The sequence below is a fragment of the Jannaschia maritima genome (assembly GCF_030973515.1).
GTDB classification, from domain to species: Bacteria; Pseudomonadota; Alphaproteobacteria; order Rhodobacterales; family Rhodobacteraceae; genus Jannaschia; species Jannaschia maritima.
In genome coordinates, this window is record NZ_JARGZA010000001.1 from 252797 (window position 1) to 279640 (window position 26844).

At 67.7% G+C, this 26844-nt stretch carries 26 protein-coding genes and 1 tRNA gene; 12 read left to right on the forward strand and 15 right to left on the reverse strand.

Annotated features, from left to right (window positions below):
• Positions 1-50: 50 nt before the first annotated feature.
• A complete protein-coding gene (locus P0084_RS01280; protein ID WP_308914980.1) occupies positions 51-1070 on the forward strand; it encodes a LacI family DNA-binding transcriptional regulator in 1020 nt (339 codons plus the stop codon).
• A 19-nt stretch (positions 1071-1089) separates the two neighbouring features.
• Here P0084_RS01280 and P0084_RS01285 read toward each other — a convergent pair whose 3' ends face one another.
• The 6 genes from P0084_RS01285 to P0084_RS01310 all read right to left on the reverse strand — a co-directional run bounded on the left by P0084_RS01285 (position 1090) and on the right by P0084_RS01310 (position 7976).
• Positions 1090-2364, reverse strand: coding sequence for a TRAP transporter large permease (locus P0084_RS01285; RefSeq protein WP_308914981.1), 1275 nt, complete (start codon positions 2362-2364; stop codon positions 1090-1092).
• A 7-nt stretch (positions 2365-2371) separates the two neighbouring features.
• Positions 2372-2839, reverse strand: coding sequence for a TRAP transporter small permease (locus P0084_RS01290; protein WP_308914982.1), 468 nt, complete (start codon positions 2837-2839; stop codon positions 2372-2374).
• On the reverse strand, positions 2836-4926 hold the full coding sequence (locus P0084_RS01295) for a hypothetical protein (RefSeq protein ID WP_308914983.1): 2091 nt from the start codon (positions 4924-4926) through the stop codon (positions 2836-2838). Before P0084_RS01295 ends, P0084_RS01290 begins: the two co-directional genes overlap by 4 nt.
• A 13-nt stretch (positions 4927-4939) precedes the next feature.
• Positions 4940-5923: a TRAP transporter substrate-binding protein gene (locus P0084_RS01300; protein ID WP_308914984.1), complete on the reverse strand. Its 984-nt coding sequence runs from the start codon at positions 5921-5923 to the stop codon at positions 4940-4942.
• A 182-nt stretch (positions 5924-6105) separates the two neighbouring features.
• Positions 6106-7251, reverse strand: coding sequence for an alkane 1-monooxygenase (locus tag P0084_RS01305; RefSeq protein WP_308914985.1), 1146 nt, complete (start codon positions 7249-7251; stop codon positions 6106-6108).
• Positions 7252-7316: 65 nt separating this feature from the next.
• Positions 7317-7976, reverse strand: coding sequence for a GntR family transcriptional regulator (locus P0084_RS01310; protein WP_308914986.1), 660 nt, complete (start codon positions 7974-7976; stop codon positions 7317-7319).
• A 132-nt stretch (positions 7977-8108) separates the two neighbouring features.
• Between P0084_RS01310 and dctP the strand changes: the two genes are divergently transcribed.
• From dctP to P0084_RS01335, 5 genes are all read left to right on the forward strand, one after another.
• Positions 8109-9083 (forward strand): TRAP transporter substrate-binding protein DctP, encoded by a 975-nt coding sequence (gene dctP, locus P0084_RS01315; RefSeq protein WP_308914987.1) that lies wholly within the window; start codon positions 8109-8111, stop codon positions 9081-9083.
• A gap of 65 nt (positions 9084-9148) precedes the next feature.
• A complete protein-coding gene (locus P0084_RS01320; protein WP_308914988.1) occupies positions 9149-9694 on the forward strand; it encodes a TRAP transporter small permease in 546 nt (181 codons plus the stop codon).
• A gap of 5 nt (positions 9695-9699) precedes the next feature.
• Entirely contained in the window at positions 9700-11016 is a 1317-nt protein-coding gene (locus P0084_RS01325; RefSeq protein WP_308914989.1) for a TRAP transporter large permease, read from the forward strand.
• On the forward strand, positions 11013-12290 hold the full coding sequence (locus tag P0084_RS01330; RefSeq protein WP_308914990.1) for a malonyl-CoA decarboxylase: 1278 nt from the start codon (positions 11013-11015) through the stop codon (positions 12288-12290). Before P0084_RS01325 ends, P0084_RS01330 begins: the two co-directional genes overlap by 4 nt.
• Complete coding sequence (locus P0084_RS01335) at positions 12287-13795, forward strand: malonate--CoA ligase (protein WP_308914991.1); 1509 nt, start codon at positions 12287-12289, stop codon at positions 13793-13795. Before P0084_RS01330 ends, P0084_RS01335 begins: the two co-directional genes overlap by 4 nt.
• A 436-nt stretch (positions 13796-14231) precedes the next feature.
• Here P0084_RS01335 and phoB read toward each other — a convergent pair whose 3' ends face one another.
• The 7 genes from phoB to P0084_RS01370 form a co-directional block, all read right to left on the reverse strand.
• Positions 14232-14921 carry a phosphate regulon transcriptional regulator PhoB gene (phoB, locus tag P0084_RS01340; protein WP_308914992.1) on the reverse strand — a complete coding sequence of 230 codons (690 nt, stop codon included), beginning with the start codon at positions 14919-14921 and terminating at the stop codon, positions 14232-14234.
• A complete protein-coding gene (gene phoU, locus P0084_RS01345) occupies positions 14918-15643 on the reverse strand; it encodes a phosphate signaling complex protein PhoU (RefSeq protein WP_308914993.1) in 726 nt (241 codons plus the stop codon). The genes phoB and phoU overlap by 4 nt, the downstream gene beginning before the upstream one ends.
• Positions 15644-15648: 5 nt before the next feature.
• Entirely contained in the window at positions 15649-16446 is a 798-nt protein-coding gene (pstB, locus tag P0084_RS01350) for a phosphate ABC transporter ATP-binding protein PstB (protein ID WP_308914994.1), read from the reverse strand.
• 4 nt (positions 16447-16450) lie between these two features.
• Positions 16451-17797 (reverse strand): phosphate ABC transporter permease PstA, encoded by a 1347-nt coding sequence (gene pstA, locus P0084_RS01355; protein ID WP_308914995.1) that lies wholly within the window; start codon positions 17795-17797, stop codon positions 16451-16453.
• On the reverse strand, positions 17794-19257 hold the full coding sequence (pstC, locus tag P0084_RS01360) for a phosphate ABC transporter permease subunit PstC (protein WP_308914996.1): 1464 nt from the start codon (positions 19255-19257) through the stop codon (positions 17794-17796). Before pstC ends, pstA begins: the two co-directional genes overlap by 4 nt.
• Positions 19258-19321: 64 nt before the next feature.
• Positions 19322-20353, reverse strand: coding sequence for a PstS family phosphate ABC transporter substrate-binding protein (locus tag P0084_RS01365; RefSeq protein WP_308914997.1), 1032 nt, complete (start codon positions 20351-20353; stop codon positions 19322-19324).
• A 151-nt stretch (positions 20354-20504) separates the two neighbouring features.
• Positions 20505-21503 (reverse strand): sensor histidine kinase, encoded by a 999-nt coding sequence (locus tag P0084_RS01370; RefSeq protein WP_308914998.1) that lies wholly within the window; start codon positions 21501-21503, stop codon positions 20505-20507.
• A gap of 189 nt (positions 21504-21692) precedes the next feature.
• Here P0084_RS01370 and P0084_RS01375 point away from each other — a divergent pair, with 189 nt between their 5' ends.
• Positions 21693-22115, forward strand: coding sequence for a hypothetical protein (locus P0084_RS01375; protein WP_308914999.1), 423 nt, complete (start codon positions 21693-21695; stop codon positions 22113-22115).
• Here the strand turns inward: P0084_RS01375 and P0084_RS01380 are convergent.
• A complete protein-coding gene (locus P0084_RS01380; RefSeq protein ID WP_308915059.1) occupies positions 22106-22945 on the reverse strand; it encodes an AAA family ATPase in 840 nt (279 codons plus the stop codon). The two genes, P0084_RS01375 and P0084_RS01380, sit on opposite strands and share 10 nt — an antisense overlap.
• A 193-nt stretch (positions 22946-23138) precedes the next feature.
• Here P0084_RS01380 and dksA point away from each other — a divergent pair, with 193 nt between their 5' ends.
• Together dksA and P0084_RS01390 are read left to right on the forward strand one after the other, a co-directional pair.
• On the forward strand, positions 23139-23561 hold the full coding sequence (gene dksA, locus P0084_RS01385; protein ID WP_308915000.1) for an RNA polymerase-binding protein DksA: 423 nt from the start codon (positions 23139-23141) through the stop codon (positions 23559-23561).
• On the forward strand, positions 23536-24651 hold the full coding sequence (locus P0084_RS01390) for an FAD-dependent oxidoreductase (RefSeq protein WP_308915001.1): 1116 nt from the start codon (positions 23536-23538) through the stop codon (positions 24649-24651). The genes dksA and P0084_RS01390 overlap by 26 nt, the downstream gene beginning before the upstream one ends.
• Positions 24652-24659: 8 nt before the next feature.
• On the opposite strand, the gene P0084_RS01395 is transcribed toward P0084_RS01390, so the two are convergent.
• Positions 24660-24734: transfer RNA gene (locus P0084_RS01395), tRNA-Thr, on the reverse strand.
• A 124-nt stretch (positions 24735-24858) separates the two neighbouring features.
• Here P0084_RS01395 and P0084_RS01400 point away from each other — a divergent pair.
• From P0084_RS01400 to P0084_RS01410, 3 genes are read left to right on the forward strand one after another with little or no spacing between them, the layout of a single operon-like run.
• On the forward strand, positions 24859-25011 hold the full coding sequence (locus P0084_RS01400; protein ID WP_308915002.1) for a hypothetical protein: 153 nt from the start codon (positions 24859-24861) through the stop codon (positions 25009-25011).
• Positions 25004-26278 (forward strand): UDP-N-acetylglucosamine 1-carboxyvinyltransferase, encoded by a 1275-nt coding sequence (gene murA, locus P0084_RS01405; RefSeq protein WP_308915003.1) that lies wholly within the window; start codon positions 25004-25006, stop codon positions 26276-26278. Before P0084_RS01400 ends, murA begins: the two co-directional genes overlap by 8 nt.
• Positions 26271-26735, forward strand: coding sequence for a DUF2948 family protein (locus tag P0084_RS01410; RefSeq protein WP_308915004.1), 465 nt, complete (start codon positions 26271-26273; stop codon positions 26733-26735). The genes murA and P0084_RS01410 overlap by 8 nt, the downstream gene beginning before the upstream one ends.
• Positions 26736-26844: the final 109 nt, after the last annotated feature.

The following is a 26844-nucleotide window of genomic DNA, read 5'->3' on the forward strand; positions in this document are numbered from 1 at the left end:
GGAACGGCAGCCGAACCACCTCCCGCTGGTCGGACCGTTTCGCGGCAGGTATGATCCATTCCGTGAAGGACACGCAGAAGCCAGCCAGCATCAAGGAGGTCGCCGAAGCTGCGGGCGTGTCCTTGACGACGGTATCGCTCGTGCTGAACGGCAAGGGTCGCATATCGACCGATACGCGGCACAGGGTGCAGGAAACGGCGCAGGCACTGGGTTTCATCCCGAACAAGAGCGCAGCGCGACTGCGGTCCGGCCGGTCGCTGCTGTTGGGACTGGTCGTCAACGACATCTCGAACCCCTTCTTCGCCGAATTGTCCTCCGACCTCGAGGCGGAGGCTGCCTCCAGCGGCTATCTTTCCGTGATCGCGAACACCGGCGACGACCTCGACCGCCAGAGCCGCGTGATCGACACGATGATCGGTCAGGGCGTCGCGGGCCTCGTCGTCAGCGCGGCCAGCGGATCGGACGTGTCGTCCTTCGCACGCCTGCGCGTCCACAACGTGCCCTACGTCCTTGCGGTACGCGAGGTGTCGGACCCGTACGCGTCCTTCGTGGGCTTCGACAACGTGCTGGCCGGACGCACGGCAGCGGATCACCTCGCCGCCCGCGGCCACCGGCGGATCGCCTTCGTCGGCGGACCGGCGCGGAACCAGAACCGGGCGGAACGCTTGGCCGGGGCGCGGGACGCGTTGCGCCGGCGGTGTATCGACCTGCCCGACGCGTGGGTCCGGGACGGTCCCGCGACCCGGACCTTCGGCGCCGCAGCCATGGCCGACTTGATCCGGGCGGCGCCCGACGTCACGGCGGTGATCTGCTTCAACGATACCGTCGCGCTCGGCGCCTATGAGGGGCTGCACCGCGCGGCCCTCACGCCCGGCGCGGACTTGGCCGTGTGCGGTATCGACAACGTGCCGGAAGGCGCGTCCTGGCGCCCGCCGCTTACGACGGTCGAGTTGCACCCCCGCGCCATCGGCCGCCGCGCGGCGCGCGCCCTCCTCGCGGCGATCGACGATCCCGCGACCCGCGAACGCGTCCATCTCACCCCGCGCCTCGTGGTCCGCGATTCCACGTGACGACCCCGTCCGCGACCTTCTAACGGACCAGCCCCGGGATCGTCGTCGTGATCCACGGAACGAACACCACCAGCGTCAAAATGACGGCCGTGACGCCGAACAGCTTCATCGTGTCGCCGATCGCTTCGTGCATCTCCAGCCTGCCGATCGCGCAGGCGATCAACAGGCACAGGCCATAGGGCGGCGTGATCAAGCCCATCGCCAGGGCGATCCCCGCGACGATGCCGTAATGAACGGGATCCACCCCGGCCGCCAGCATGGCCGGCAGGAACAGCGGCCCCACGATCACCGCGATCACCAGCGCATCGAGGAACGTGCCCAGCACGATGCAGATCAGCGCGAACAAGGGCAGCAGCATCCAGGGCGGGAAGCCGTCGGTCCATTGAAGGAGCAGGTCGGGCAGCCGATAGAACGTCAGCAGCCATCCGAACAGACCCGCCGCGCCGAAGCAAAACAGCGACAGGCTGACGAGCCGCGCGCTGTCCGACAGAACCGCGACGGTCCGCGCCATAGACAGGTTGCGGTACACGAGCACGCCAAGCAGGAAGGCGTACAGCACCGCCAGGATCGACGCCTCCGTGGGCGTGGCGATGCCGAACATGATACCGCCCACGATGATGATCGGCGCCCCGAGCCCCAGGATCGCGCCACCGAATGCGCTGCGGAACTCGGCCCCCGTGGCGCGGGGCTCGACGGGCCACGCCTCCGCCCGCGCGCGGCGCGCGACATAGACCATCTGCGCCGCCGCGATCATGATGCCGGGCAGGATCCCGCCGGCGAACAGGCCCGCGACCGAGGTGCCGGTGATGGCGCCCCAGACCACGAAGAAGATGGACGGCGGGATGATACCGCCGAGGACCGACGACGCCGCCGTGATGGCGACCGCGACGGACGGCGAATATCCCTTCTCGCGCATCGCCGGGATCAGCACGGTCCCGACCCCGGCCGTGTCGGCGGTGGACGACCCCGACACGCCTGCGAACAGCATCGACACCAGGATGTTGATATGCGCCAGCCCCCCGCGGAAATGTCCCACCAAAGTATAGGCGAAGCGGATCAGGCGCTGGGTGATCCCCGTCTCGTTCATCAGCGCGCCGGCCAGCAGGAACAGCGGCACGGCCAACAGGACGAACGAGTCCAGACTCGAATAGAACTGCCGGGCCAGCATGAAGACGGAGAGGTGCGGCTCCAACAGCAAGACGGTGGCGGAGGCGGCCATCAGGGACACGCCGATCGGCACGCCGATCGCGATGCACACGGTGATGATGCCCAGCATGATGAGGACGTTCTCCACCGGCCCGCTACTCCGCACCGTCGATGGGGGACTCGGGGGCGGCGCCCCCCCGCAGGACGCGCCACGCGACCATCAGCAGCGCCCCGACGGATACGAGGGCGCCCATCAGCAGCGCAGCATAGCCGGTGCCCGTCGGCAGCCCCGTGACGAGCGACCGGCGGGAAAAGCCGCGCCCGGTCAGCTCCCAGGCGGACCAGGTGAAGAACGCCATCACCGCCAGGGTGATCGCCAACGCGAGCATGGTCAGCGCACGCGTCCCCACCCGCCCGGCCCGGTCGCGCAGATAGTTGAAGGCGAAGTGCGACCCGTCGGCGAAGGCCAGCCCCGCGCCCAGCATGATCATCCACATGAAGGCCAGGCGCGCGATCTCCTCCGTCCAAAGGAACGGTGGAATGGCGGGAACGTAGCGGGCCACCACCTGATACGCGACCAGCACGCAGAGCAGCGCCAGAAGCCCCGCCAGGGTGCCGTTCATGATGCGTCGGAACAAGCCGCGTCCTCCCGTGTCATATCCATCGCGCCGTCACCCGACGCCCCGATTTCGTGAGTCATGGCCGCATTCGGGGACGCGTCCAGCAGACGCGCGGTCGCCCCGTCATGATGCACGATCGCGCCGTCCGTGTCGCGGACCCGCAGGGCGGACCCGTCCGGAAGGGTCAGCCGCACGTCGCCGCGCGCGAAGCCCGGCGCAGCCGCGGCCACCCACCCGCCACCGGGGATCCGGGCCAACCAGACGGGACCCGGCGGCGCGTCAAGCCGCGCGTCATCGAGTGCCACATGCCCGTCCCGGGCACCCCGCGCGTCGTCCGCCGCCAACATGGGCGCCGTTTCGGCTCCGTCCCCGGACCAGGCCGACCGCCTCGACCAAGCATGCAGGTCGATCTCCATCCCGATCGCCGCGTCGCCCTGCCCGAGCGACAGCGTCCACCGGCGCGGTCCGCGATCCGAACGGCGCGGCGGGTCGCAGACCGTGCTCGCCGGCATCGCGGCCGCAGCGGCGGCGAAGGCCGCCAGGCCATCATGCTGCGTGGCGGGTGCGGCCCACACCGCGAGGGCGCAGCGCGGATGGCCGACGAAGAAGGACCCCGGCGTGGCGTGGCGCCAGAACGTCCGGGGCGGCCCGTCGTAATCGACGAACTCCATCGACAGCATCCCGTCCCGGCGAACGATCCGATCGGCCGCGTCCGGTTGCAGGTCCTTGCCGCCGAGCGAACGGACCGCGACCCGGACGAGCCCCAGATCCAGCGCCACCGTCGCGCCGAAGGGTATCGTGCCGTCCGGGTCCGGCGGCGCGCCATCGACCAGCAGGCCGGCGACGTGGTCCGCCTGCGCCACCACCAGGCACAGAGCCGCCCGTCCCACCGGCACCGTCGCGCCGATCGCGTGGGGGCGGTACGCCAGCAGGGCGCGGGACCCGTGCTGCATCCCGATGAACGCGCCGGCATCCAGGAATACCTGATCGGCCGGCCGCGTTGGCGCCGTGGCCCAGCGCCCAAGCCACAGGTCGTCCACCACGTACTTGGCAAAGATCGTCCCCGGCCCCCCGCCCCTCCCGACGTAATGCAGGCCGAACGTCGTCGTCTGCCCGGCGATGAAGCGGTTCGCCTGCGTGTCCAGATCGCGCGACGCGGTGCCCATCGCGTATCCCGGTCCGTGGTGAGACGACGCGATCGAGCCGCGGACTCGATCCGCCGTCTCGCGGACCGACCCCGCGGTCCCCCGCATGAGGGAGGCAGCCCAGTCCGGCGCCAGCCCCTCGCCGACCCATTCCTCCAGCATCAGGCGCTCGGGCGGGGTACGGCCCAGCAGCGCCGGCGCGTAGGCTCGGGCATGGGGCGGCGCCATGCGACCCGTTTCCGGATGGATCGCCAGGGCGGCCGAAAGCACCAGCCGCAACCGCGCGTGGCGGGCCAGCCGCGCCGCCCGGGTATCGTCGCCCAGCCGCTCGACGATCCCAAGCGCCCGGATGGTCATGTCCGCATAGACGGGGGCGTTGAACTCGTGCGCGCAACCGGCATCGGCCATGCCGTGATGCCAGACCGCCAACCGGTCCGCCCCCAGGGCTTGCAGGCCCGGATCGTCCAGCACGCCGCCGCCCACGATCAGGGAGGCGGCCGACTGCACGGCGATGTTGGTATAGTCCGGTCCGACGTCGATCCGCGCGACCGCGTCCATGGCGCCCCGCAACGTGTCCCGCAGCGCGGCGGTCGGCCCCTCTCCCAGACGGTCGGCATGCCGGTGAAGCGCGGGCGCGATGCGGATCGCGAAGAACACCGCAGCGTTCAGATCCTCCACGGCCGCGTCCTCAAACTCCCAGCGCAGGTTGCCTAGGGTCGGCGATGTGGGATCAGGGTCCCGGAACGCCGGCATCCGAGCGGCGATCCGCGTTGCCCGGTCGCGGGCCCGTGGGCCGTCGTGTTCCAGGCAATCGGCTAGGTGCTGGGCGGCGACCCACATCGTGTGCAGCCGCCGCCCGTCCACCACCGTGACGGGAAGATCCGCGGCATCGTCGAACGAATACCCGGGCGGCAGCATCGCGTCGAGGGTGCCGCCCTCGGACACCGGATCGCGCCCCCTATTGGGCCGCGCGGATCCGCTCCACCATGTCGCCCAGCCCGAGTTCCGCGATCACGGGTTCGAGTGCTGCTGACACATCCGCCTGGATGGCTGCCTTGTCGACCTCCACCAGGGAAACACCGTGCTCGTCGCGCAGCGTTACCTTCGACTCGGTGTCGAACTGATGCTCCAACTCGCGCTGATACGCCGATGCCTGGCGCCCGGCCTCCATCACGGCCTCCTGCTGTTCGGGCGTCAGACCATCGAACACCTGCTGCGAGAACATCAGCGGACGCGTCACGAACTCGTGCTCGGTCTGCACGTAGGTCGGGGCTTGCTCGTAGAACTTCATCCGCAGGACCCATTCGGCCTCGTTCTCCAGCCCGTCGACCACGCCGAGCTGCAGGCCGGAATAGATCTCGCCATAGGCCATCACCGTGGGCACGACGCCCAGCGCCTCCCACGCCTTCACCTGTACGGCGGCGGGATGCAGGCGGACGCGCAGGCCCTCCATGTCGGCTGCGGTCTCGACCGGCTGCGACGACACGAGGTTGCGGATCGACCCCCCGAAATAGCCCAGGACGAGTGCGTCCGTTTCGTCGGCGACGATCTGCGCGATCTCCTCGCCCAGGGGGCCGCTGACGACCGATTCCCAATGCTCGAAGTCGCGGAACACGAACGGCACGACCAGCGCCTGCACCTGGGGCGCGAACTCGGCCAGATAGCCGGGCGCCGTCGTCACCATCGCGACCTGCCCCGCTTCCATTAGCTCGAAGATCTCCGCGCCGGTGCCCAACTGACCGTTCGGGAACACCCGGACCGTCAGCGCGCCGTCCGTCAGATCCTCCAGGATCTCGCCGAACCGGACCAGGCCCTGCCCCTGCCCCGTCTCGACCGGACCGTCGATGGATGCGGCCAGTTCCTGCTGCGCCAAGCCTGCGGTCGCCGTCAGCGCCGTGGCCAAGGCCGCGACCGCCGTCGCCGTGATCGTCTTCGCGAACATGTCGTTCCTCCCCGCTGGGACCCGTTCCGGGCCCGGGCCGAACGCCAGGGATGACGCCGACCAAGCTAGTTTATCGTTTTATCAACATAGCACGCGACGATCGCGGACCGTCAAGCTGCAGCACTGCAATCCCATGCTCCTACCGGGCAAGCGAACGTCGTGCCCTGTCCGTTGGATCTCCATCAGCGGACCGGATATTCCACCCCGCCGGACCCGGACCAATCGTCGACCTCCGGATAGTGCCGCGCCCGCCATTCGCGCACGCGCCGATCCATCATCCAGCGCCATAGCTGCGGGACCAGCGCCGCGATCGTCATGAACGGATAGCCGTGGGGCATCTGCGGTGCCTCCTCCGGCGAATAGGTCTGAAGCAGCGGGAACCGGCGGTCCGGCTTGTAGTGGTGGTCCGAATGCCGCTGCAAGTTGATCAACAGCCAGTTCGACGCCTTGTGCGGTGCGTTCCAGGAATGATGCGGGCGCGTCGGCTCGAAGCGGCCCTCGCCCAGTTTCCGGCGCACCAGCCCATAATGCTCGACGTAGTTCACCAACTCCAGTTGGAACACGGCCACGACCGCCTGCACCCCGAACAGCGCCAGCCCCCACCAGCCGCCGATCAGCAGGGCCAGCATCAGCGCGGCGCCTTGCAGCGCGGCATAGCGCCAGAACGGGTTCGACCGATGATGCACCGACAATCCCTTGCGGGCCAACATGCCCCTTTCGGCCCGCCAGGCGGACACGGCGCTCTGGACCAGCACGCGCGGCAGGAAGGTCCAGAACGCCTCGCCGAACCGGGCCGTCGCGGGATCCCTCGGCGTGGCCACGTGACGGTGGTGGACCAGCAGATGCTCGGACCGGAAATGCGAATACAGCACCGTCGCCAACAGAAGGTCGGCGAGCCAACGCTCCGACCGGGGCTTCTGATGCATCAACTCGTGGGCATAGGTGATGCCGATCGTGCCCGTGGCCACCCCTACGCCCGCGAAAACCGCGACCTCCTCCCAGGCCGACAGGTGGCCCGTCGCGGTGACGTACGCCAACGTCCCATAGATCAGGACCAACTGCACCGGCAGCCAGATCAGCGTCACCCGCCGGTACCACACCAACGCGCCGTCGGGCGTGGCCGGGTCAAGGTTCGCTTCGTCGTGTCCCGCCACCGCGTCCATGACCGAGAACGCCCCCCAGGCATAGAGGGCGGGCAGCGCCACGGTCCAACCGCCGGCATGCGCCGCCAAAGCCACCAGGGGCAGGTTCAGTAGGCACAGCCAGAACGGCAGGGCCCGGATCAGCTCACCCGTCCGTGGCGTCGGGTCCGTGGTCATCGTGGTCATGCGCGCCCTCCCCGCCGCGATTGCATAGCCACCATGCCACGTCGCGCCGCGCCGTCCACCCCCCGTCAGGCCGCGTCGTCGTTCGGGAACGTGCGCATCAGCCGGCGGAACTTCTCGCCCTGCACTGCGACGTGGTCGTAGACTGCCTTCGCCGCCCGATCCCCGTCACCCGCGCGCAGGGCCGCGACGATGGCCGCGTGCTCGGCGAGGGACTGCGCCATCCGGCCCCGGAGGCGAAGCTGCAGGCGGCGGTACGGTTGCAGGCGTCGGTGCAGGCGCAGGGCCTCCCCCGCCAGGAACCGGTTCCCCGACTCCGCGTACAGGCGGTGGTGGAACCCCTCGTTCGCGCGGTAATAAGCGTCCGCGTCCCCCGCCTCCGCCGCAATTGCGCACGCCGCGTTCGCCGCTTCCAGCGCATTCAGGGCGCCGTCCTCGATCCGCGAGGCCCCGAGCCGCGCGCAGACCCCCTCCAGCTCGGCCATGACCTCGAACATCTCCAGCATTTCGATCGGTCCGGGCTGGCGCACGAACGCGCCCCGTCGCGGGCGAAGCTCCACCAGACCGGACAGGGACAGGCGCTGCATCGCCTCGCGCACGGGGGTGCGCGATACGCCGAAGCGACCCGCCAACGTCACTTCGTCCAACCGCGCCCCGTCGGCGAAGGCCCCCGACAGGATCATCTCCTCGACCGCGTCGGCGATGGTTTCGGACCGCTTTTGCTCCATGCCCCGAACCATACCATCCGACGCCATGCGTGCAATACGGGCGCTCTTGTATGCAAGATCGTTGACAGGGGATGCGAGCATGGCCCAACGTCGGGGCGAGTCCGACACGAACCGGGCCCATGGGAGGATGACATGAAGACGAAGACGACGCTCGCCGCATTCGCGGCGGCCGCACTGGCCCTGCCCGCCGCCGCGGCCGAGTTCCGCCTGTCCCACCAATGGTCGACGTCCGACGTCCGCCATCAGGTCGCGCAGATGATCGCAGACGAGGTGGCCGATGACGGGATCGACATCACGATCTTCCCGTCCGCGTCCCTGTTTAAGGCGCGGGAGCAGTACCAGCCGCTGTCGCGCGGCCAGCTCGACATGACGGTCCTGCCCCTGTCCTATGCGGGCGGTCGCCAGCCCGCCTTCAACCTGACCCTGATGCCGGGGCTGGTGAAGAACCACGACCACGCCGCGCGCCTGAACGAGTCCGAGTTCATGGCCCGGATCGAGGACAAGCTGGCGGAGGATGACGTCATGGTCCTCGTCCATGGCTACCTCGCCGGTGGATTCGCGGGCAAGGACGGCTGCATCACCGCGCCCGAGGACATCGAGGGGCTCCAGACCCGCGCGGCCGGCAAGGCGTTCGAGCAGATGCTCGCGGGCGCCGGCGCATCCATCGCGTCCATGGCCTCGTCCGAGATCTACAACGCGATGCAGACGGGCGTGCTGGATGCGGCGAACACGTCCTCGTCGTCCTTCGTGTCCTACCGCATCTACGAGCAGGTCGCCTGCTACACGCCCGCGGGCGAGTACGCGCTGTGGTTCATGTACCAGCCCCTGCTGATGAACCGCTCCGCCTACCAGTCCCTGTCGGAGGAGCAGCAGACCGCCCTGATGGACGCCGCCGCCCAGGCGCAGGCGTTCTATCTGGAGGAAGCGAAGTTGCAGGACGCCGCCTCCGCCGAAACGTTCCGCGAGAACGGCGTCGAGATCGCCGAGATGACGCAGGAAGAGTTCGACGCTTGGCGCGCCCTCGCGCAGGAGACGTCGTACAAGGCCTTCGTGGAGGAAACGCCCGACGGGCAGGAACTTCTCGACCTTGCCCTGTCGGTGGACTGATCCACCGTATCGTCATCCCCGGGTCAGGCCCGGGGATGACCGTTCCCGAACCGGAAGGCCTCGACATGGCAACCGCCTCCCACGCCCAGGCCGCGCGCGACGGGGGCAACCCGTTCCTGCGCACCGTGGGCTGGATCAGCACGCTGGCCGGATGGGCTTCCGCCGCGATGATCGTCGCTGCCGTGGCGGTCACCTGCCAGATGATCTTCGTGCGCTTCGTCCTGAACCAGTCGACGGTCTGGCAGACGGAATCCGTGATCTACCTGATGATCGCCGCGACCCTGGTGGGGCTGCCCTACGTCCAGCGCCTGCGCGGCCACGTAAACGTGGACCTGATCCCCCTGGCCCTGAAGGGAGGCGCACGGCGGGCGATGTTCTACGTCACGATGGGCCTGTCGATCCTGATCGTCGCCGTCATGCTGTTCTACGCCGCGGAGTTCTGGCATCTGGCCTTTTCCCGCAACTGGCGGTCGGACACGATCTGGGGCGTGCGCCTGTGGATCCCCTACCTGTCCCTGATCGTGGGCCTAGGCCTGCTGTTGCTGCAGCTCGTGGCCGACCTCGTGGCCGTGGCACTGGGCCATGATGCCCCCTACGGATTGGAGGACTAGCGTCCATGGACCCCCTCCTCCTGGGACTGCTCGTGGCCGTGGCCACGATCGTCGTGCTCTTCTCCGGCGTGTCGGTGGCCATCGGCCTCCTGATCGTGTCGGGCTTGTTCCTCGTGATCTTCGACGGGATGCGCAGCCTCGAGCTGATGCCGGAGATCATGTTCGGCAAGCTCGACAACTTCGCGCTGCTGGCCATTCCCATGTTCATCCTCATGGGCGCGTCCATCGCTTCGACCCGCGCGGGCGCCGACCTCTACGAGGCGCTGGAGCGTTGGCTGACCCGCGTGCCAGGCGGCCTGGTCGTGTCGAACCTGGGCGCCTGCGCGCTCTTCTCGGCCATGTCAGGGTCATCGCCCGCGACCTGCGCGGCCATCGGCAAGATGGGCATCCCGGAGATGCGCAAGCGCGGCTATCCCGACGGCATCGCGGCGGGCTCCATCGCGGCGGGCGGCACCCTGGGCATCCTGATCCCGCCCTCCGTCACGATGATCGTCTACGGCATCGCAACCGAGACATCGATCGGTCGCCTGTTCCTCGCCGGCGTCTTCCCGGGCCTCCTGCTCGTGGGGCTGTTCATGGCCTGGTCGCTCTACGCGACGTGGCGGTCGGGCGACGCGGCCGTGCTGGCGCCCACCACCTATACCCTGCGCCAGCGGTTGGAGGTCCTGCCCCGCGTCCTGCCCTTCATCGCGATCATCCTGGGCGTCCTCTACGCGATGTACGGCGGCATCGCGACGCCGTCCGAGACCGCAGCCATCGGCGCGCTGCTGTGCCTGATCATCGCGATGGTGATCTACAAGCTGTGGTCCCCCGTGAAGCTTTGGGACGTCCTGCGTGACACGACGCGGGAATCGGTGATGATCCTGTTCATCATCGGCGCGGCGGGCGTGTTCTCCTACATGCTGTCGTCGCTCTTCATCACGCAGTCCATCGCACAGTGGATCGGGACGCTGGAAGTCAACCGGTGGATCCTGATGGGCGCCGTAAACCTGTTCCTTCTGGTGGCGGGGTTCTTCCTGCCCCCCGTGGCGGTCATCCTGATGGCCGCGCCGATCCTGCTGCCGATCATCACCACGGCGGGGTTCGACCCGATCTGGTTCGCGGTGATCCTGACCATCAACATGGAGATCGGGCTGATCTCGCCGCCCGTGGGCTTGAACCTTTACGTGATCAACGGCATCGCACCCGACATCAAGCTCAAGACCATCCTGACCGGTTCGCTCCCCTTCGTGGGCTGCATGGTCGTGGCGATCCTGCTCCTGTGCGTGTTTCCGGGCATCGCGACCTGGCTGCCCGACGCGGTCATGGGCCAAGCGCTGTGAGCGTGCTGGCCGACCTCCTGTCGGGGTTGTTCGACCGGCGCCGGGTGGACCCCCTGCCGGTGGACGGCGACGACCGCCGCGCCCCGTCCGAACTGGCACGCGCGTTGATGAACGCCCCGGGCGAGGATGCGCAGCGCGACCTCGCGGCCCGCCTCCTCGCGCGCTACGGCGAACAGGACGACGCGGGCAAGCGTGCCCTGTTCCTGTCGCTCGCGCGCGACATGGACGTGGACCGCGACGCGGTGCGCGACGCCGTCGACGCCTATGCCCGCGCGCCGGGGCGCGACACCTATCGCGCCTTCGCCGCCGCCGCCGAACCCCCCCGGCAGGATCTGATCCGCCGCATCAACCGCGTCACCGACGCGACCGGCCGCATCGTCGATATCCGCGCCGACCTGCGCCGCCTGATCGCGGAAGGCGGACCCGACGCCCCCGCCCTGTCGGCCCTGGACGAGGATTTCCGGCATCTCCTGTCGTCCTGGTTCAACCGCGGCTTCCTCGTGCTGCGTCCCATCACCTGGGAAACGTCCGCCGCCCTGCTTGAGAAGATCATACAGTACGAGGCCGTGCACGACATCGGCGGCTGGTCGGACCTGCGCCGCCGACTGCATCCCCCCGACCGGCGCTGCTTCGCCTTCTTCCACCCCGCCATGCCCGACGAGCCGCTGATCTTCGTCGAGATCGCGCTGACCCGGGGCACGCCCGACTCCGTGCAGGACATCCTGTCGCCCGACCGCACGCCCATCCCGGCGGCGGAGGCGGACACGGCATGCTTCTATTCCATCTCGAACTGCCAGCCAGGCCTGTCGGGGATCTCGTTCGGGAACTCGCTCATCAAGCAGGTGGTCGCCGACCTGCGCGTCGCACTGCCCGGCCTGTCCACCTTCGTCACCCTGTCGCCCGTCCCCGGACTCGTACGCTGGGCCGAAGCCGAAGGCCTGCCCGCACCCGACCGGGGCGACGCCGTCCGCCGCCTGGCCGCCCGCTATCTCATGCGTGCGAAGACCACGTCCGGCGAACCACGTGACCCGGTCGCACGGTTCCACCTCGGCAACGGCGCACGTCTCCATGCGATCCACGCCGACGCCGACACGACGTCACGGGGCCGTGCGCAGTCCTGGGGCGCGATGGTCAACTACCTCTACGACCGGCCGGAGATCGCGGGGAACCACCGCCGCTTCTCCGAGACGGGCGAGATCGCGGCCAGCGCGTCCGTGCGGTCCCTCGTGGCGGATGCCGATGCCCGCCCCCCGAAAGCGGAGGAGGTCCGATGACCGCGAACCACGCCTACGACGCCCTGATCGGCCGCCACGCCGGATCGGATCGTCCGTTCCTCCACAGGCCGGGGGGTGGAGCCTGGACCTTCGCCGACTTCGCCGATCGCGCGGCCCGGTTGGCCACAGTCCTATCCGATACCGGTCTCGCACCCGGCGACCGGGTGGCGGTGCAGGTGGCAAAGCACCCCGACGCGCTGGCCCTTTATGCAGCGTCCTTGCGGGGCGGGCACGTCTTCCTGCCGCTCAACACCGCCTACACGGCGGCCGAGTTGGACCACTTCGTGTCCGATTCCGGGGCCACGCTGGTGGCCTGCGACGCCGCGAACCGGGACGGCATCGCCCCCGTCGCAAAACGCTTCGGCGCGCGTGCCGTCACGCTCGCCGACCTGGCGTCCCGCATCGACGCGGCCGAACCGGCCGCGATCGCCACCCGGGGCCCGGACGACCTCGCCGCGATCCTCTACACCTCCGGCACCACGGGGCGGTCTAAGGGGGCGATGCTGACGCACGACAACCTTCTGTCGAACGCCACCACCCTTGCCGACGCCTGGCGGTTCACTCCGAACGACGTGCTGATCCACGCCCTGCCGATCTTCCACACCCACGGCCTGTTCGTTGCGACGAACGTGACGCTCGCAGCCGGTTCCTCGATGATCTTCCACGACCGCTTCGATCCGGACACGGTGCTGGCCGACATGGCGCGGGCGAGCGTCCTGATGGGCGTGCCGACCTTCTACACCCGCCTCCTCGACCATCCCGGCCTGTCGCGTGACGTGGCGGCGGGGATGCGCCTCTTCGTGTCCGGCTCCGCGCCCATGCTGCCCGAAACCCACCGTGCCTGGACGGACGCGACTGGACACCGGATCCTCGAACGCTATGGGATGACGGAAACCAACATGAACGCGTCGAACCCCTACGACGGCGACCGCCGCCCGGGGACCGTGGGCCCCCCCCTGCCAGGGGTCGAGATCCGCGTCACCGGCGACGGCCGCACGCCCCTGCCCGCGGGCGAGACCGGAATGGTCGAGGTGCGCGGCCCGAACGTGTTCCCAGGTTATTGGAACCTGCCCGACAAGACGGCGGAGGAACTGGGCCCCGACGGCTGGTTCGTCACCGGCGACCTGGGCCGTCTGTCGGAGGACGGATACCTTTCGATCGTCGGACGCGAGAAGGACCTCGTCATCACCGGTGGCTACAACGTCTATCCCAAGGAGGTGGAGGAAGCCCTCGACGCCCTACCCGGCGTCCTCGAATCCGCCGTGTTCGGCGTGCCCCATCCCGACATGGGCGAAGCCGTGTACGCCGTCGTGGTGCCACAGCCCGGCGCGTCGCCCGACCCCGACGCCCTCGGGGCGGCCCTGTCCGATACGCTCGCACGGTTCAAGCAGCCCCGGCGCATCGACCTGATCGACGCGCTGCCGCGGAACACGATGGGCAAGGTCCAGAAGAAGGTCCTCCGCGAACGCCACGCCCACGCCTTCGCCCCTGAACGCACCGCCTGACCGCCCCCCCCCGGTCGGGCCGGCCGGAACCGAATGGGATGCCCGCCGGAGCGGAGGTCCGGTCTTATGCATAATGGCGCGACCCGAAGCGCGGTCTGGCCGTTCGAACCACCGTTTACCGCCCCCGTACGGAACGACACTCGGGAACCTCGGACCAACTACACACGGCGAGGTCGCATATTCAAAGGGGGTGCATAACGCGCGCGGAGGGCTGGTCCGGCACGGACGGATCGATGCGATGCTCACAGCGCTGACCGCCGGACACCGCCCCCCGTTCGAAGCGGCCCGGCATACCGCAATGCCGACCGACGACGGTGCCTTTGCGTATGTACGGGGGGTGTACAGGGGGTGTACGGGGGGTGCACACCCAACACGGTGCCGAAAAAGGGAAGACGTTCCGCCCGCTCCGTGCCTGGCGAATCGATCGCGCAGGACATCAGCCCAGCGCGTACCCCGCGCCGCGGACCGTCCGAATGGGATCGTCTTCGCCCGTCGCCTGCCGCAGCGCCTTGCGCAGCCGGCCGACATGGACGTCCACCGTACGGCTGTCGACGTAGATGTCCCGCCCCCACACCCGGTCGAGCAGTTGTTCGCGCGACCAGACCCGCCCTGGCCGCTCCATGAACGTGGTCAGCAGCCGGAACTCCGTCGGCCCCAAATGCAGCTCGCGTCCGTCGCGGCGGACGCGGTGCGCACCCGCATCGACGGAAATATCCCCGAACATCAACGTCTCGCCGACGGCACCGGGTCGCGTGCGACGCAGCTGCGTCCGGATGCGAGCCATCAACTCGACCACCGAATAGGGCTTCACGACATAGTCGTCGGCCCCCGTTTCCAGGCCGCGCACTCGGTCCACCTCCTCCGACCGGGCGGAGATCATGATGACGGGAATGTCGCGCGTCTGGGACTGGGCCTTCAGGCGTCGGCACACCTCGATCCCGGACACATGGGGCAGCATCCAGTCCAACAGGATGAGGTCGGGGGCATCCTCCCGCGCCAGTTCCAGCGCGGCGTCGCCGCTATCCGCCTGGGCCACGGCATAGCCCTCGGCCTCCAGGTTATAAACGAGGATCTCGCGCTGCGGCACCTCGTCCTCGACCACCATCACGGAGGGTCGGGGCGTCATCTCGCCCCCCCCCGCGGCCCGGCATAGACTGATGTCGTGTCGGCCTTGACGCGCTCGTCGTTCGGCATCTCGCCGGTGACGCGATAGATCACCTGCTCCGCGATGCCCGTCACCAGATCGCCCATCCGTTCGATGTTCTTGGCGATGAAGTGCAAGTGCATGCAGGCGGTGATGTTGCGCGGATCCTCCATCATGTGGGTCAGCAACTGGCGGAACAGGCCATTGTAGAGCTGGTCGATCTCCTCGTCCCGATTGCGCACGTCCTCCGCCAGCGCGGCATCGTGCTGAAGGTACGAATCCAGCGCGTCCTTCAACATCGCCTGCACCGCCTTCGCCATCCTCCGCAGCGACGGGATCGCACCGTTGACCGGATGATGTTCCGCAAGGATCTCAGTACGTTTCGCCATGTTCTTCGCGTAATCCGCAATTCGTTCCAACGCGGCGGAGATGCGGAACACGGTCAGAACGGTGCGCAGGTCGGTCGCGATCGGCTGGCGCAAGGCGATGACGCGGGCGGCCTCCTCGTTCACGCGCTGCTCGGCGGCATCGATGGCGGCATCCCCGCGGCGCACCCGGTCGGCCAGTTCGACGTCGCCCTCGGTCATGGCATCGAGTGCCAGTCCGATCGCTTCCTCGACCTGCCCGCCCATCTTCATGATCATCGCCTCGATGGCTTCCAGGTCGCGGTCGAAGGCCCGACTGATATGGGGATTGTCGTTCATGACGCCTATCCGATCCGGCCGGTGATGTAGTTCTCGGTCCGCTGGTCACGCGGGTTCGTGAAGATGTCGCCCGTGTCCCCGAACTCCACCAGTTCGCCCAAGTGAAAATAGGCCGTGCGCTGGCTCACGCGGCTGGCCTGCGACATCGAATGCGTCACGATGACGACGCTGAAGTTGCGCCGAAGCTCATGGATCAGGTTCTCCACCTGATCGGTCGCGATGGGGTCCAGCGCGCTGCAAGGCTCGTCCATCAGCAGGATCTCGGGTCCGGTCGCGACCGCGCGCGCGATGCACAGGCGCTGCTGCTGTCCCCCCGATAGTCCGGTGCCGGGGGCGGCCAGGCGGTCCTTCACCTCGTCCCACAGCGCCGCCTTCCGAAGCGCGTCCTCGACGATGACGTCCAGGTCGGCCTTGTTCCGCGACAGGCCGTGGATGCGCGGGCCATAGGCGACGTTGTCGTAGATCGACTTCGGAAACGGGTTCGGCTTCTGGAAGACCATGCCCACCTTGGCCCGCAATTGGACCGGATCGACCCTGGGATCGTGGATGTCCTCACCGTCGATAAGGATCTCCCCCTCCACCCGGGCGATGGGGATCGTGTCGTTCATTCGGTTGATGCAGCGCAGAAAGGTCGACTTGCCGCAACCGGACGGACCGATGAACGCGGTCACCGTCTTGTCGGCGATCTCAACGTCGACCGACTTGATCGCATGTGTGTCCCCATAGAACACGTCCACCCCGCGTGCCGCGATCTTGGTGTCGTGCATCTGGGTGGCCCTTTCGGTCAGTCTCATGTCGTTCATGGCGTCACCACCGGCGCTCGAACCGGCGGCGCAGGAAGATCGCCGTCAGGTTCATGAGGAATAGGAACAGAAGCAAGACGATGATCGCCCCCGATGCGCGCTCGACGAAGGCCGGATCCGACCGCTGCGTCCAATTGAACACCTGGACCGGCAAGGCGGAGGCCGGATCGAACAGACCCTCGGGCGGCGCGTCGGGGTATTCGCGCACGAAGGCGACCATGCCGATCAGCAGCAGCGGCGCGGTCTCGCCCAGGGCCTGAGCCAACCCGATGATCGTGCCCGTCAGGATGCCCGGCATCGCGAGCGGAAGGACGTGATGGAACACCGCCTGCATGCGGCTGGCGCCCAGCCCCAGGGCCGCATCGCGGATGGACGGCGGCACGGCCTTCAGGGCGGCCCGGGTGGCGATTATGATGGTGGGCAACGTCATCAGCGTCAGGACCAGCCCCCCGACGATGGGCGCCGATTGCGGCAGGCCCACCCAGTTGATGAAGATGGCGAGGCCCAGGATGCCGAACACGATCGATGGCACTGCGGCCAGGTTCGAGATGTTCACCTCGATGATGTCGGTCAGGCGATTCTGAGGGGCGAACTCCTCCAGATAGATGCTGGCCGCCACGCCGATAGGCAGCGCAAGGCACAACACGATCAGCATCATGTAGAGCGACCCCAGAATCGCGACGCCCAATCCCGCCGCCTCCGGCCTGGTGTCGGAGGCATCCGGCCATGTCAGGAACCGCCAGTTGAAGCCGGTCTCAAGCAGGCCGGCATCCTTCAGCGCATCCGCCAGCACGAGCTGCGCGGGGTCGACGTTGCGATCCAGCTCCGCCGTCAACGCGGTGACGCGGCCCTTGTAATAGCCGTCGATCCGCCCGCTGGCCAGCACCTCCACCGGGATCGTCGAGCCGACGACCTCTGGGTTGGCGAGAACATAGTTGCGCAACTGCGCCACCGACTCGTCGGACACCATGTCGGCTAGGTCGCTTGCGTCCAGATCGGTCTCGATGCCCGCATCGGCCAGAGTGGCGACCATCGCATCGCGCAGGAGCGGCGCATAACCGAACGTCGTGACCGAGGCCATCTCGACGGGGATCCGGTTCCCTTCGGGATCGAGGCGTTCCGCCGGCAGCTCGACCTGCAACTGGATCGTCGTCTGTTGGAACGCGGAAAGCCCGCCGGCGAGGATCGATGCGAGAAGAATGACGAGAGCGGTCGCCGCCACGCCGATGGCGGCCAACCCATAGAGGCGGAACCGTTTCTCCGCGGCGTTCCGGCGAGCAGTCCGCCGATCCGAGGTCATCAGCGACCCGTTGCGGCGCTCGGGCACCGGGACTGGGGCGGTATCCGTCATTCGTACTGCTCCCGGTACGTGCGCACGATGTAGAGGGCCAGGACGTTCAGCCCCAGGGTGATGACGAACAGCGTCAGGCCCAGGGCGAAGGCGACCAGCGTTTCCGGCGAGGCGAAGTCGGTATCGCCGGTCAACTGGCTCACGATCTTCACCGTAACGGTGGTCATCGCCTCGAACGGGTTCAGATCCAGGCGGGCCGCGGCGCCCGCCCCGAGCACGACGATCATTGTCTCGCCGATGGCGCGCGACGCGGCCAGCAAGATGGCACCGACGATACCCGGCAGGGCGGCGGGAATGACCACGCGGCGTATCGTTTCCGACTGGGTGGAGCCGAGACCCAGCGAGCCGTCGCGCATGGCCTGCGGCACCGCGTTGATGATGTCGTCGGACAGACTGGACACGAAGGGGATCAACATGATCCCCATAACGAGGCCCGCCGTCATCACCGACGATGCCGAATTGCCCAGTCCCAACGGCTGCGCGATCACGTCCCGCAGCATCGGCCCGACCGTGATCAGGGCGAACAGGCCGTACACGATCGTGGGTATTCCGGCGAGAACCTCGATCAGCGGCTTCGCGAAGGATCGCAGCTTTGGTCCGGCGTACTCCGAAAGATAGATCGCAGCGAACAAGCCGATCGGAACGGCCACTAGCAAAGCGATCAGACTGATATACAGCGTCCCCCACAGCAGCGGGATGATCCCCAGTTCGGACAACCCGCCGCGTCCGCTGAAGCTGGGCGACCAGGTCGTTCCGAAGAAGAACTCGTGCGCTGGGTATTGCGAGAAGAAGTTCATCGTCTCGAACAGCATCGACAGCACGATGCCAAGCGTCGTGAGAATGGCGACGGTCGCGGCGGCGGCCAGCAGAACCAGGATGCTTCGTTCCACGATGTTGCGGGCACGGAAGTCGCGGTCGGTCCGATACACGGCGATCGCTCCGCCGATCAGGGCGGCGGCGACGACGACCGCGATCATGCCCCATCGCAGCACCGCATCGGCCCCGCGATAGTCGCGCGCGGCGTCCAGCACGGGGGGCGTCAGTTGAGACCCCAACGCGACCCCGATCTCATCCAGCGCGGCCTCGATCTCGGTCGGACCGGCCGACGTCATCTGCTGGGACGTCAGGAGGCCCGCACCGACTGCGACGTCGAGCCCCTCCGCCACGCGGCGGACGTCGGACATGACCAGATCGACCGTGCCGAATGCGGAGATCGTCAGAAGGGGAATGTCGGCAGCGACCGAGCGATAGAGCAGCATCGGCTGTGTCAGCAGCCACAGCGCCAGGATCAGAAGCGCTGGGGCCAGCGCGAGCAGCGCGCCATGCACGCCGTAGTAGTTCGGCAGCGAATGCAGCACCCGTGCATCGCCGCCGCCGCTGGACATGGCACGTCGTCGCGCCAGCCAATAGGCGACACCCCCCAGGAGGGCTAGGATCGCGAGTATCCAGATCAACGGCATGTCGGCGACTTTCGGCCGGGGCGGCAGGTTGCGGGCCAACCATGACGATCGGCCCGCACGGGCATCAGTTCATGACCGTTTCGCTGGCGACCACGTCCTGGGTGGCGGACAGTTCAGGGTCCGGGGTCAAACCATAGTCCGACAGGGGGCCACCAGGACCCGCGATGTCGTTGCTCACGAAGAAGGACGCGTATTCCCGAAGACCGGGGATCGCGTCCATGTGAGCTTGCTTGATGTAGAAGTAGAGCGGTCGCGAAACCGGGTACTCGCCCGAGGCGATGGTTTCCGTCGATGGCGACACGTCGTTCATCGTAGCCACCTTCAGGACGCTGGTGTTGTTCTCGTAGAACGACAGGCCAAACACGCCGACGCCGTTCGGGTCTGATTCGATCCGGGCCAGCGTCTCGGTGTAATCGCCGTCGATGTCGACGCTGCTGCCGTCCGTGCGGACCGACATGCACGCCTCCTCGGCGCCGTCCTCGTCCATGCCGGCGGACATCATCCGTTCCATGGCGCCGGTATCTTCGCACCCCTGCAGCAGGACCTTCTCCTCGAAGACCTCGCGGGTGCCATGCTTCGTACCGGGGATGAACGCCAGGATCGGCGCATCGGGCAGGCTCGGATCGACGTCGGACCAGTTGGCGTTGGGGTTCGCGGCCATCGTGCCGTCCTCGCCCGGGATCTCGGCGGCCAGCGCCTGATACCACTGCGCGGGGGTGAACGCGTCGAAGGCGGGACCGTCCTGCCGGCTGGCGAAGACGATGCCGTCATATCCGATGCGGACCTCGATGATGTCGGTCACGCCATTGGCAGCGCATTCCTCGATCTCACGCTCGCGGATCGCACGGCTAGCGTTCGCAATGTCGATCGTGTTCTCGCCCACGCCCTCGCAGAAGCGCTTGAGGCCAGCGGAGGACCCTCCCGATTCGACGACCGGTGTGGGGAAGTCGAAGTTCTCGCCGAACGCCTCGGCCACGATGGAGGCATAGGGCAGGACGGTGGACGACCCGGCGATCTGCACTTGGTCGCGGGCGGCAGCGGCGGTGCCGAGCGCGCACAGGGCGGAAACCGAAACCGCGGTCTTGACTATGGACATGGGAAACTCCCGTCGTTTGGTTGCGCCGGGCGATCCGTTGCCCTGGCCATGCGTCACCCGCGCACCCACGCGCCGGCACCGGTCACCTAGGAACCCGATGCTGGTCTTTTGTGAATGGAACGTAACGTTTCCATGACACCCGGTTCCTCGCTCAGCCGTCGGGAAGATGGACCGTCACGCAGGTGCCCTGCCCCGGATTGCTGTCGATGCGCAGCCGGCCGCGATGGCGATTGACGATGTGCTTGACGATGGCCAGCCCTAGCCCCGTGCCGCCGCCGCTGCGGTTCCGCGCGCCGTCGACGCGATAGAACCGTTCCGTCAGACGCGGCAGATGCTCGGGCGCGATACCCGGTCCATCATCCGTAACGGTCAGACACCAACACGGGGTACGCAAGGCCGGATCACGATCCACCCGGTGAAGTCCTATCTCGACCGTTCCTGGCCGCGCACCGTACTTTATTCCGTTCTCGATCAGGTTGACCGCCACCTGGATCAACTGGTCCGCATCGCCGGGCACGACCGCTTCGGGCGCGAGGTCGGCGGTCAAGGTCACGCCCGCGTCCTGGGCCGTGGGGTGCAGCAGTTCGATCGCCTTGCCGAGCAGCGTCGTCAAATCGACGGGGTCGCGGGGTCGCCGACGCGACTGCGCCTCGACGCGTCCGAGGGACAGCAAGTCCGCGACCAGACGGTTCATACGCGACAGTTCCTGCGCCATCATGCCGAGGAAACGGTCGCGTGCAGGGCCGTCGTTTCGGGCCGGCCCCTGCAGCGTCTCGACGAATCCGGTCAACGCCGTCAGCGGCGTCTTCAACTCGTGGCTGACGTTGGCGACGAAGTCGCGGCGCATGGCAAGGCTCGCTTCCCGATCGGACAAGTCGCGGAACGTCAGCAGCACGGGGCCCCGTTCGTTCGGATCACTCGGCGAGAGCGGCAGGATCGCGACGTCGAACGCTGTCTCCGTCGCGCCGTCGGCGTGAACGAACCGGGCGCGCCCAGGGATGCGGTCGTGGAACGCGTCCTCCACCGGTCCGAGCAGGGAAGGCTGGCGGAGGACGCTGACATAGCTCTGCCCACGGACCCATTCGCCGAACCGGTCCCCGGCCGCCGGGTTCGTCAGCGCCACACGCCCGTTCCGGTCGAGGAAGAGCATGGGCTCCCGGGCATCGTGCAGGATTTCGGCAACCCAGGGCGGAGTATGCATCGCGCTCCCCATCGTGAAGCGTGCAAATGCTTCACGGATAAGGTTTTCACCTTTTCAACACTACGCCTTTGCGCTATTGCACAAGGACGATTGGGGCAGCACATGGCTGCAGGCGGTTCTAGGCACAGGGGTGGGCCAATGACCAGCCGGGACAAGAAACGCGAACTGTATCCGGTTCCCCGCGAACCCGAACGGGTCACGCGGGCCGACATATTGCTGGTGGGTATGTACGATCGGGATGCGCGAGCCGTGCCGTCGCGCCTGTTCGGGGCATTGGCCCAAAGCACGGTGGAGGTCGACTTCGTCGATCTGACCGCGCCACAGATGGCTGACGCCATGGCCGTGCTGTCGCCGTTGATCTCCTACGATTTCGATGCGGTCGAGCTGGCCGGGCGACTGGAGAGCTCGAACTTCACGGGCCGCTACGTCGCGTTCGCGCTCGACGTCCCGAACCCGGATTCGATCAAGGCCGAGGTGGCCAGGGTAGCGCCAGGCGTCGCATTCGACATCGTGAGTACGGGCCAGGGCCCGCACCTGGCCGGACCCGCAGATCAGCGTTGACCGCGGGCCAGGAAGGCCAGACGCTCGAACAGCGCGACATCTTGCTCGTTCTTAAGCAGGGCGCCGTGAAGCCGCGGCAGCGCGTCCATCGAATCTCTGCGCAGGTCCGCCGCGTCGAGGTCGTCCGCCAGAAGCAGCTTGAGCCAGTCCAGTAGTTCCGAAGTCGACGGCTTCTTGCGGATGCCCTGTCGGTCGCGGACGGCGAAGAACCGCGTCAGAGCTGCCGCGAGCAGGTCCTGCTTCACGTTCGGGTGGTGGACGGCGACGATCTTCTTCAGCGTGTCCGCATCCGGAAAGCGGATGTAGTGAAAGAAACACCGGCGCAGGAAGGCGTCGGGCAACTCCTTCTCGTTGTTCGACGTGATGATGACTACGGGCCGGTGGCGTGCGCGGACGGTCTGCCCCGTCTCGTAGACGTGGAACTCCATGCGATCGAGTTCCTGCAGCAGGTCATTGGGAAACTCGATGTCGGCCTTGTCGATCTCGTCGATCAGCAGGACGACGCGCTCCGACGCCTCGAACGCCTCCCACACCTTGCCCCGCCGGATATAGCGACCGACGTCGTGGACGCGTTCGTCCCCCAACTGGCTGTCCCGCAACCGACTGACGGCATCGTATTCGTATAATCCCTGCTGCGCGCGTGTGGTCGACTTGATCGACCATTCGATCAGGTCGGTGCCCAGGCTGGCCGCGACTTGCCGGGCCAGTTCTGTCTTGCCTGTCCCGGGCTCGCCCTTCACCAGCAGCGGACGTTCAAGCGTAATGGCAGCGTTCACGGCGACAGCGAGATCCCGGGGCGCCACGTAGTCCTTCGTCCCCTCGAACCGCATCGCAACCTCCACCGCGCCGTCCGCCCCTTCTAGCGCCCTGTCCGCCATCCGCAACGCGGTCCCGCAACGGCGCGGAAGCCGCGTGACAAGGTTCAACCGTTGGTGTAGGCGCCCGGCACAGACCGCCCCCGGGGCTCGTCGCGCCGGGGGGCAACAAGGCCCGTTACAGGGTCGTGCGGACGAGGGAGCGACCATGAAAGCCGAGACATTCCTGCCGAACGATTATCATCCCGCGGAGGACGAGCCGTTCATGAACGAGCAGCAGACGGAATACTTCCGACGCAAGCTGCACGCGTGGAAGGCGGACCTGATGGAGGAAACGGCCAGTACCCTCGAGGGGCTGCAGGGCACCGCGCGCAACATTCCCGACGTCGCGGACCGCGCGTCGGAGGAAACGGATCGCGCGCTGGAACTGCGGACCCGCGATCGTCAGCGCAAGCTGATCGCCAAAATCGACAGCGCACTGCGACGCATCGACGAGGGCGAGTACGGCTATTGCGAGGTCACTGGCGACCCGATCAGCCTGAAGCGCCTGGATGCCCGCCCCATCGCCACCATGAGCTTGGAGGCACAGGAGCGCCACGAACGACGTGAGCGGGTCCATCGCGACGACTGACGTCCACGTCCTCGGAGCGGGGATCGCCGGTCTGACGGCGGCCGTCGCATTGCGCCGGGCAGGCCGCGAGGTCACCGTGCTGGAGCGCGCGCCTGCCCTGGCGGAGGTCGGGGCGGGCATCCAGATCGCGCCGAACGGGGCACGTATCCTCGACGCGCTCGATATCACCGTCGATCATGTCGTGTCGGAGGCAATCCACCTGATCGACGGTCCGACCGGCAGATCGTTGATCCGCATGCGCCCGCCGGGCGATTTCCGGATGTGCCATCGGGCCGACCTGATCGCCGCGTTACGCGACGCCGCGATCGGGGCGGGTGCCGACCTCCGACTCGACGCGACCGTCGAACGGATCACGCCCGATAGCATCGTCCTCGGCAGCGAGCGCGTTCCCCGGGAGCGACTGATCGGCTCGGACGGCGCGAGGGGCGCCGCCCGCGCCTTTGTTGCACCGAAGTACGAAGGTCGCTTCACCGGTCAGGTCGCTTGGCGCGCCATGGTGCCCGCCCCGCCCGACTGGCCACGCGAGGCGCAGATCCACGTCGGTCCGGGTCGCCATCTGGTCGTCTACCCCCTGCGGGGTGGAACGGTGCTGAACCTCGTGGGCGTGGAGGAACGAACGGAATGGGCCGCGGAGGATTGGTCGCAGGAGGACGATCCGGCGAACCTGCGGACCGCGTTCGCCGGCTATTCCGATGGCATCCGATCGCTGCTGGCCGCGGTTGATTCGGTTCACTTGTGGGGGTTGATGGATCATGGGGTGACGGAGGCGTGGACGCGGGACGGCGTTACGCTGATCGGCGATGCGGCCCACCCGACGTTGCCCTTCCTCGCGCAGGGGGCGAACCTCGCGCTGGAGGACGCGTTCCTGATCGCGCGACATCTGGACGATCCCGCCGCCTACGAAGCCCTGCGCCGTCCTCGCGTGACCCGCGCCCTGGCCGCCGCCGCCGACAACGCCCGCAACTATCACCTACGGGGCGCGCGGGCGCGGGCCGCCCACGTCGCGTTGCGCATGGCCGCCCGGGTGGCACCCGATGCGATGGCCGCCCGATACCGTTGGCTGTACGAGTACGACGCGACCGCGGGCTGAAGGGGAACTGGTGCTGCCGGAGAGATTCGAACTCTCGACCTCCCCCTTACCAAGGGGGTGCTCTACCCCTGAGCCACGGCAGCACGCGGTGGTGCGCCTAGCCGAATGGGATCGGACCTGCAACCCTGTCCGCGGGTCGCTCGCCCCCCGGCATCGCTGGACGCTTCCTCTCGTGGCAGCTATGTCGCGGTCGGATACGGGGAGCAGATGACGGACAAGCCGAAGCAGGATCGCGACGACCGCCTGAAGGCGGCGCTCAAGGCGAACATGTCGCGGCGAAAGGCGCAGGCGAAGGCCCGCAAGTCGTCGCCCCCGAACACGTCCGGCCGGGCCGGATCACGGAAGGACGACGATGGATAGCATCCTGGTCCGCGGCGGCGGCCCCCTGTCGGGCGAGATCCCGATCTCCGGCGCGAAGAACACTTGTTTGAAACTCATGGGCGCGGCCCTGCTCACGGACGAGCCGCTGACCCTGACGAACGTCCCGCGCCTTTCGGACATCGGCACCCTGGCGACACTGCTCGCCTCGTTGGGGGTGGAAGTGGCGCGACTGCAAGAGGGCGTGGTCATGGTACTGTCCGCACGACAGCTCACCAGCCACACGGCCGAGTACGACATCGTGCGAAAGTTGCGTGCCTCGTTCAACGTACTGGGACCCCTATTGGCCCGCGAAGGTCGCGCCATCGTCTCGCTTCCGGGCGGATGTGCCATCGGCGCACGCAAGGTGGATCTGCACCTCATGGCTCTGGAGGCGATGGGCGCATCGGTCGAACTCCGCGAAGGGTATGTCCACGCGACCGCACCGGGCGGTCGGCTGAAGGGTGCGGAGATCGCATTCCCCTTCGTGAGCGTCGGCGCGACCGAGAACGCCCTGACCGCCGCCACGCTGGCCGAGGGAACGACCGTCATCCGCAACGCCGCGCGCGAGCCGGACACCGTCGATCTGGCGCGCTGTCTGTCCGAGATGGGGGCCAGGATCGCGGGCGCTGGCACCTCGACCATCACCGTCGAAGGGGTGGACCGTTTGCATGGCACGACCCATGCGGTCATCCCCGACCGCATCGAGTTGGGGACGTACATGACCCTGCCCGGCATCTGCGGGGGCGAGGTCGAATGCCTCGGCGGACGTCGGGACCTGGTCGATGCCTTCGCGTCCAAGTTAGAACAGGCCGGCCTTTTGGTCGTCGAGACGTCGCGTGGTCTGAAGGTCGCCCGCGACGGGGAACGGGTTCGTGCCGTGGACGTGAAGACGGCACCGTTCCCCGGGTTCCCCACCGATCTGCAGGCGCAGATGATGGCAATGATGTGCACGGCTGATGGGACGGCCGTCCTGGAGGAGACGATCTTCGAGAACAGGTTCATGCACGCCCCGGAGTTGATCCGCATGGGCGCGCAGGTCGACGTGCAGGGTGGGCACGCGACCGTGAGGGGCGTCGGACGCTTGAAGGGGGCACCCGTCATGGCGACGGACCTGCGCGCGTCGATTAGCCTGATCCTCGCAGGCCTTGCCGCGCAGGGCGAAACTCGCGTCGCGCGTGTGTACCATCTGGACCGGGGATACGAACAGGTCGTCGCGAAGCTGCGGGGCGTGGGCGCCGACATCGAACGGGTGAGCGATAATGGCTGATGACGACGCACGGTTCGCCGATGGCACGAAGGACAGGCCGTTGCGGTTGTGGGCAACGGATGCGGAAGACCTGCAGGTGGTGGCGGCGATCTGCCAGGATGCCGTCCTGTCGGCATCCGACCTGACCTGGCGCAGGCCGGACAGGCGGTTCGCGATGCTGATGAACCGCTTCCGTTGGGAGGATCAGCGTGACGCGGAGCGGGTGCGATCCGTTCTGACATTGGACGACGTGGTGGCGGTGAAGGCGAACGGAATCGTGCCGAGGGACGAGGACACGATCCTGTCGCTTCTCACGATGTCGTGGGAACCGGGACAGGACGGTTCGGGTCGTCTGTTGCTGACGTTCGCCGGCGACGGCGCCGTGGCGGTGGACGCGGAATGCCTCGACCTGCGGCTGGCCGACGTTACGAAGCCACATCGGGCGGTTGCTGGACGGGCGCCCCGTCACGACGTCTGAAGACGTTCAGCCATCCGGTGGATTCACATTGCCGCATAGAGCTCTCGACGCGGCGATGCTCGGATCGACGGCACGCCCGACGAAACACGCAATCAGCAAGCGATTGGAG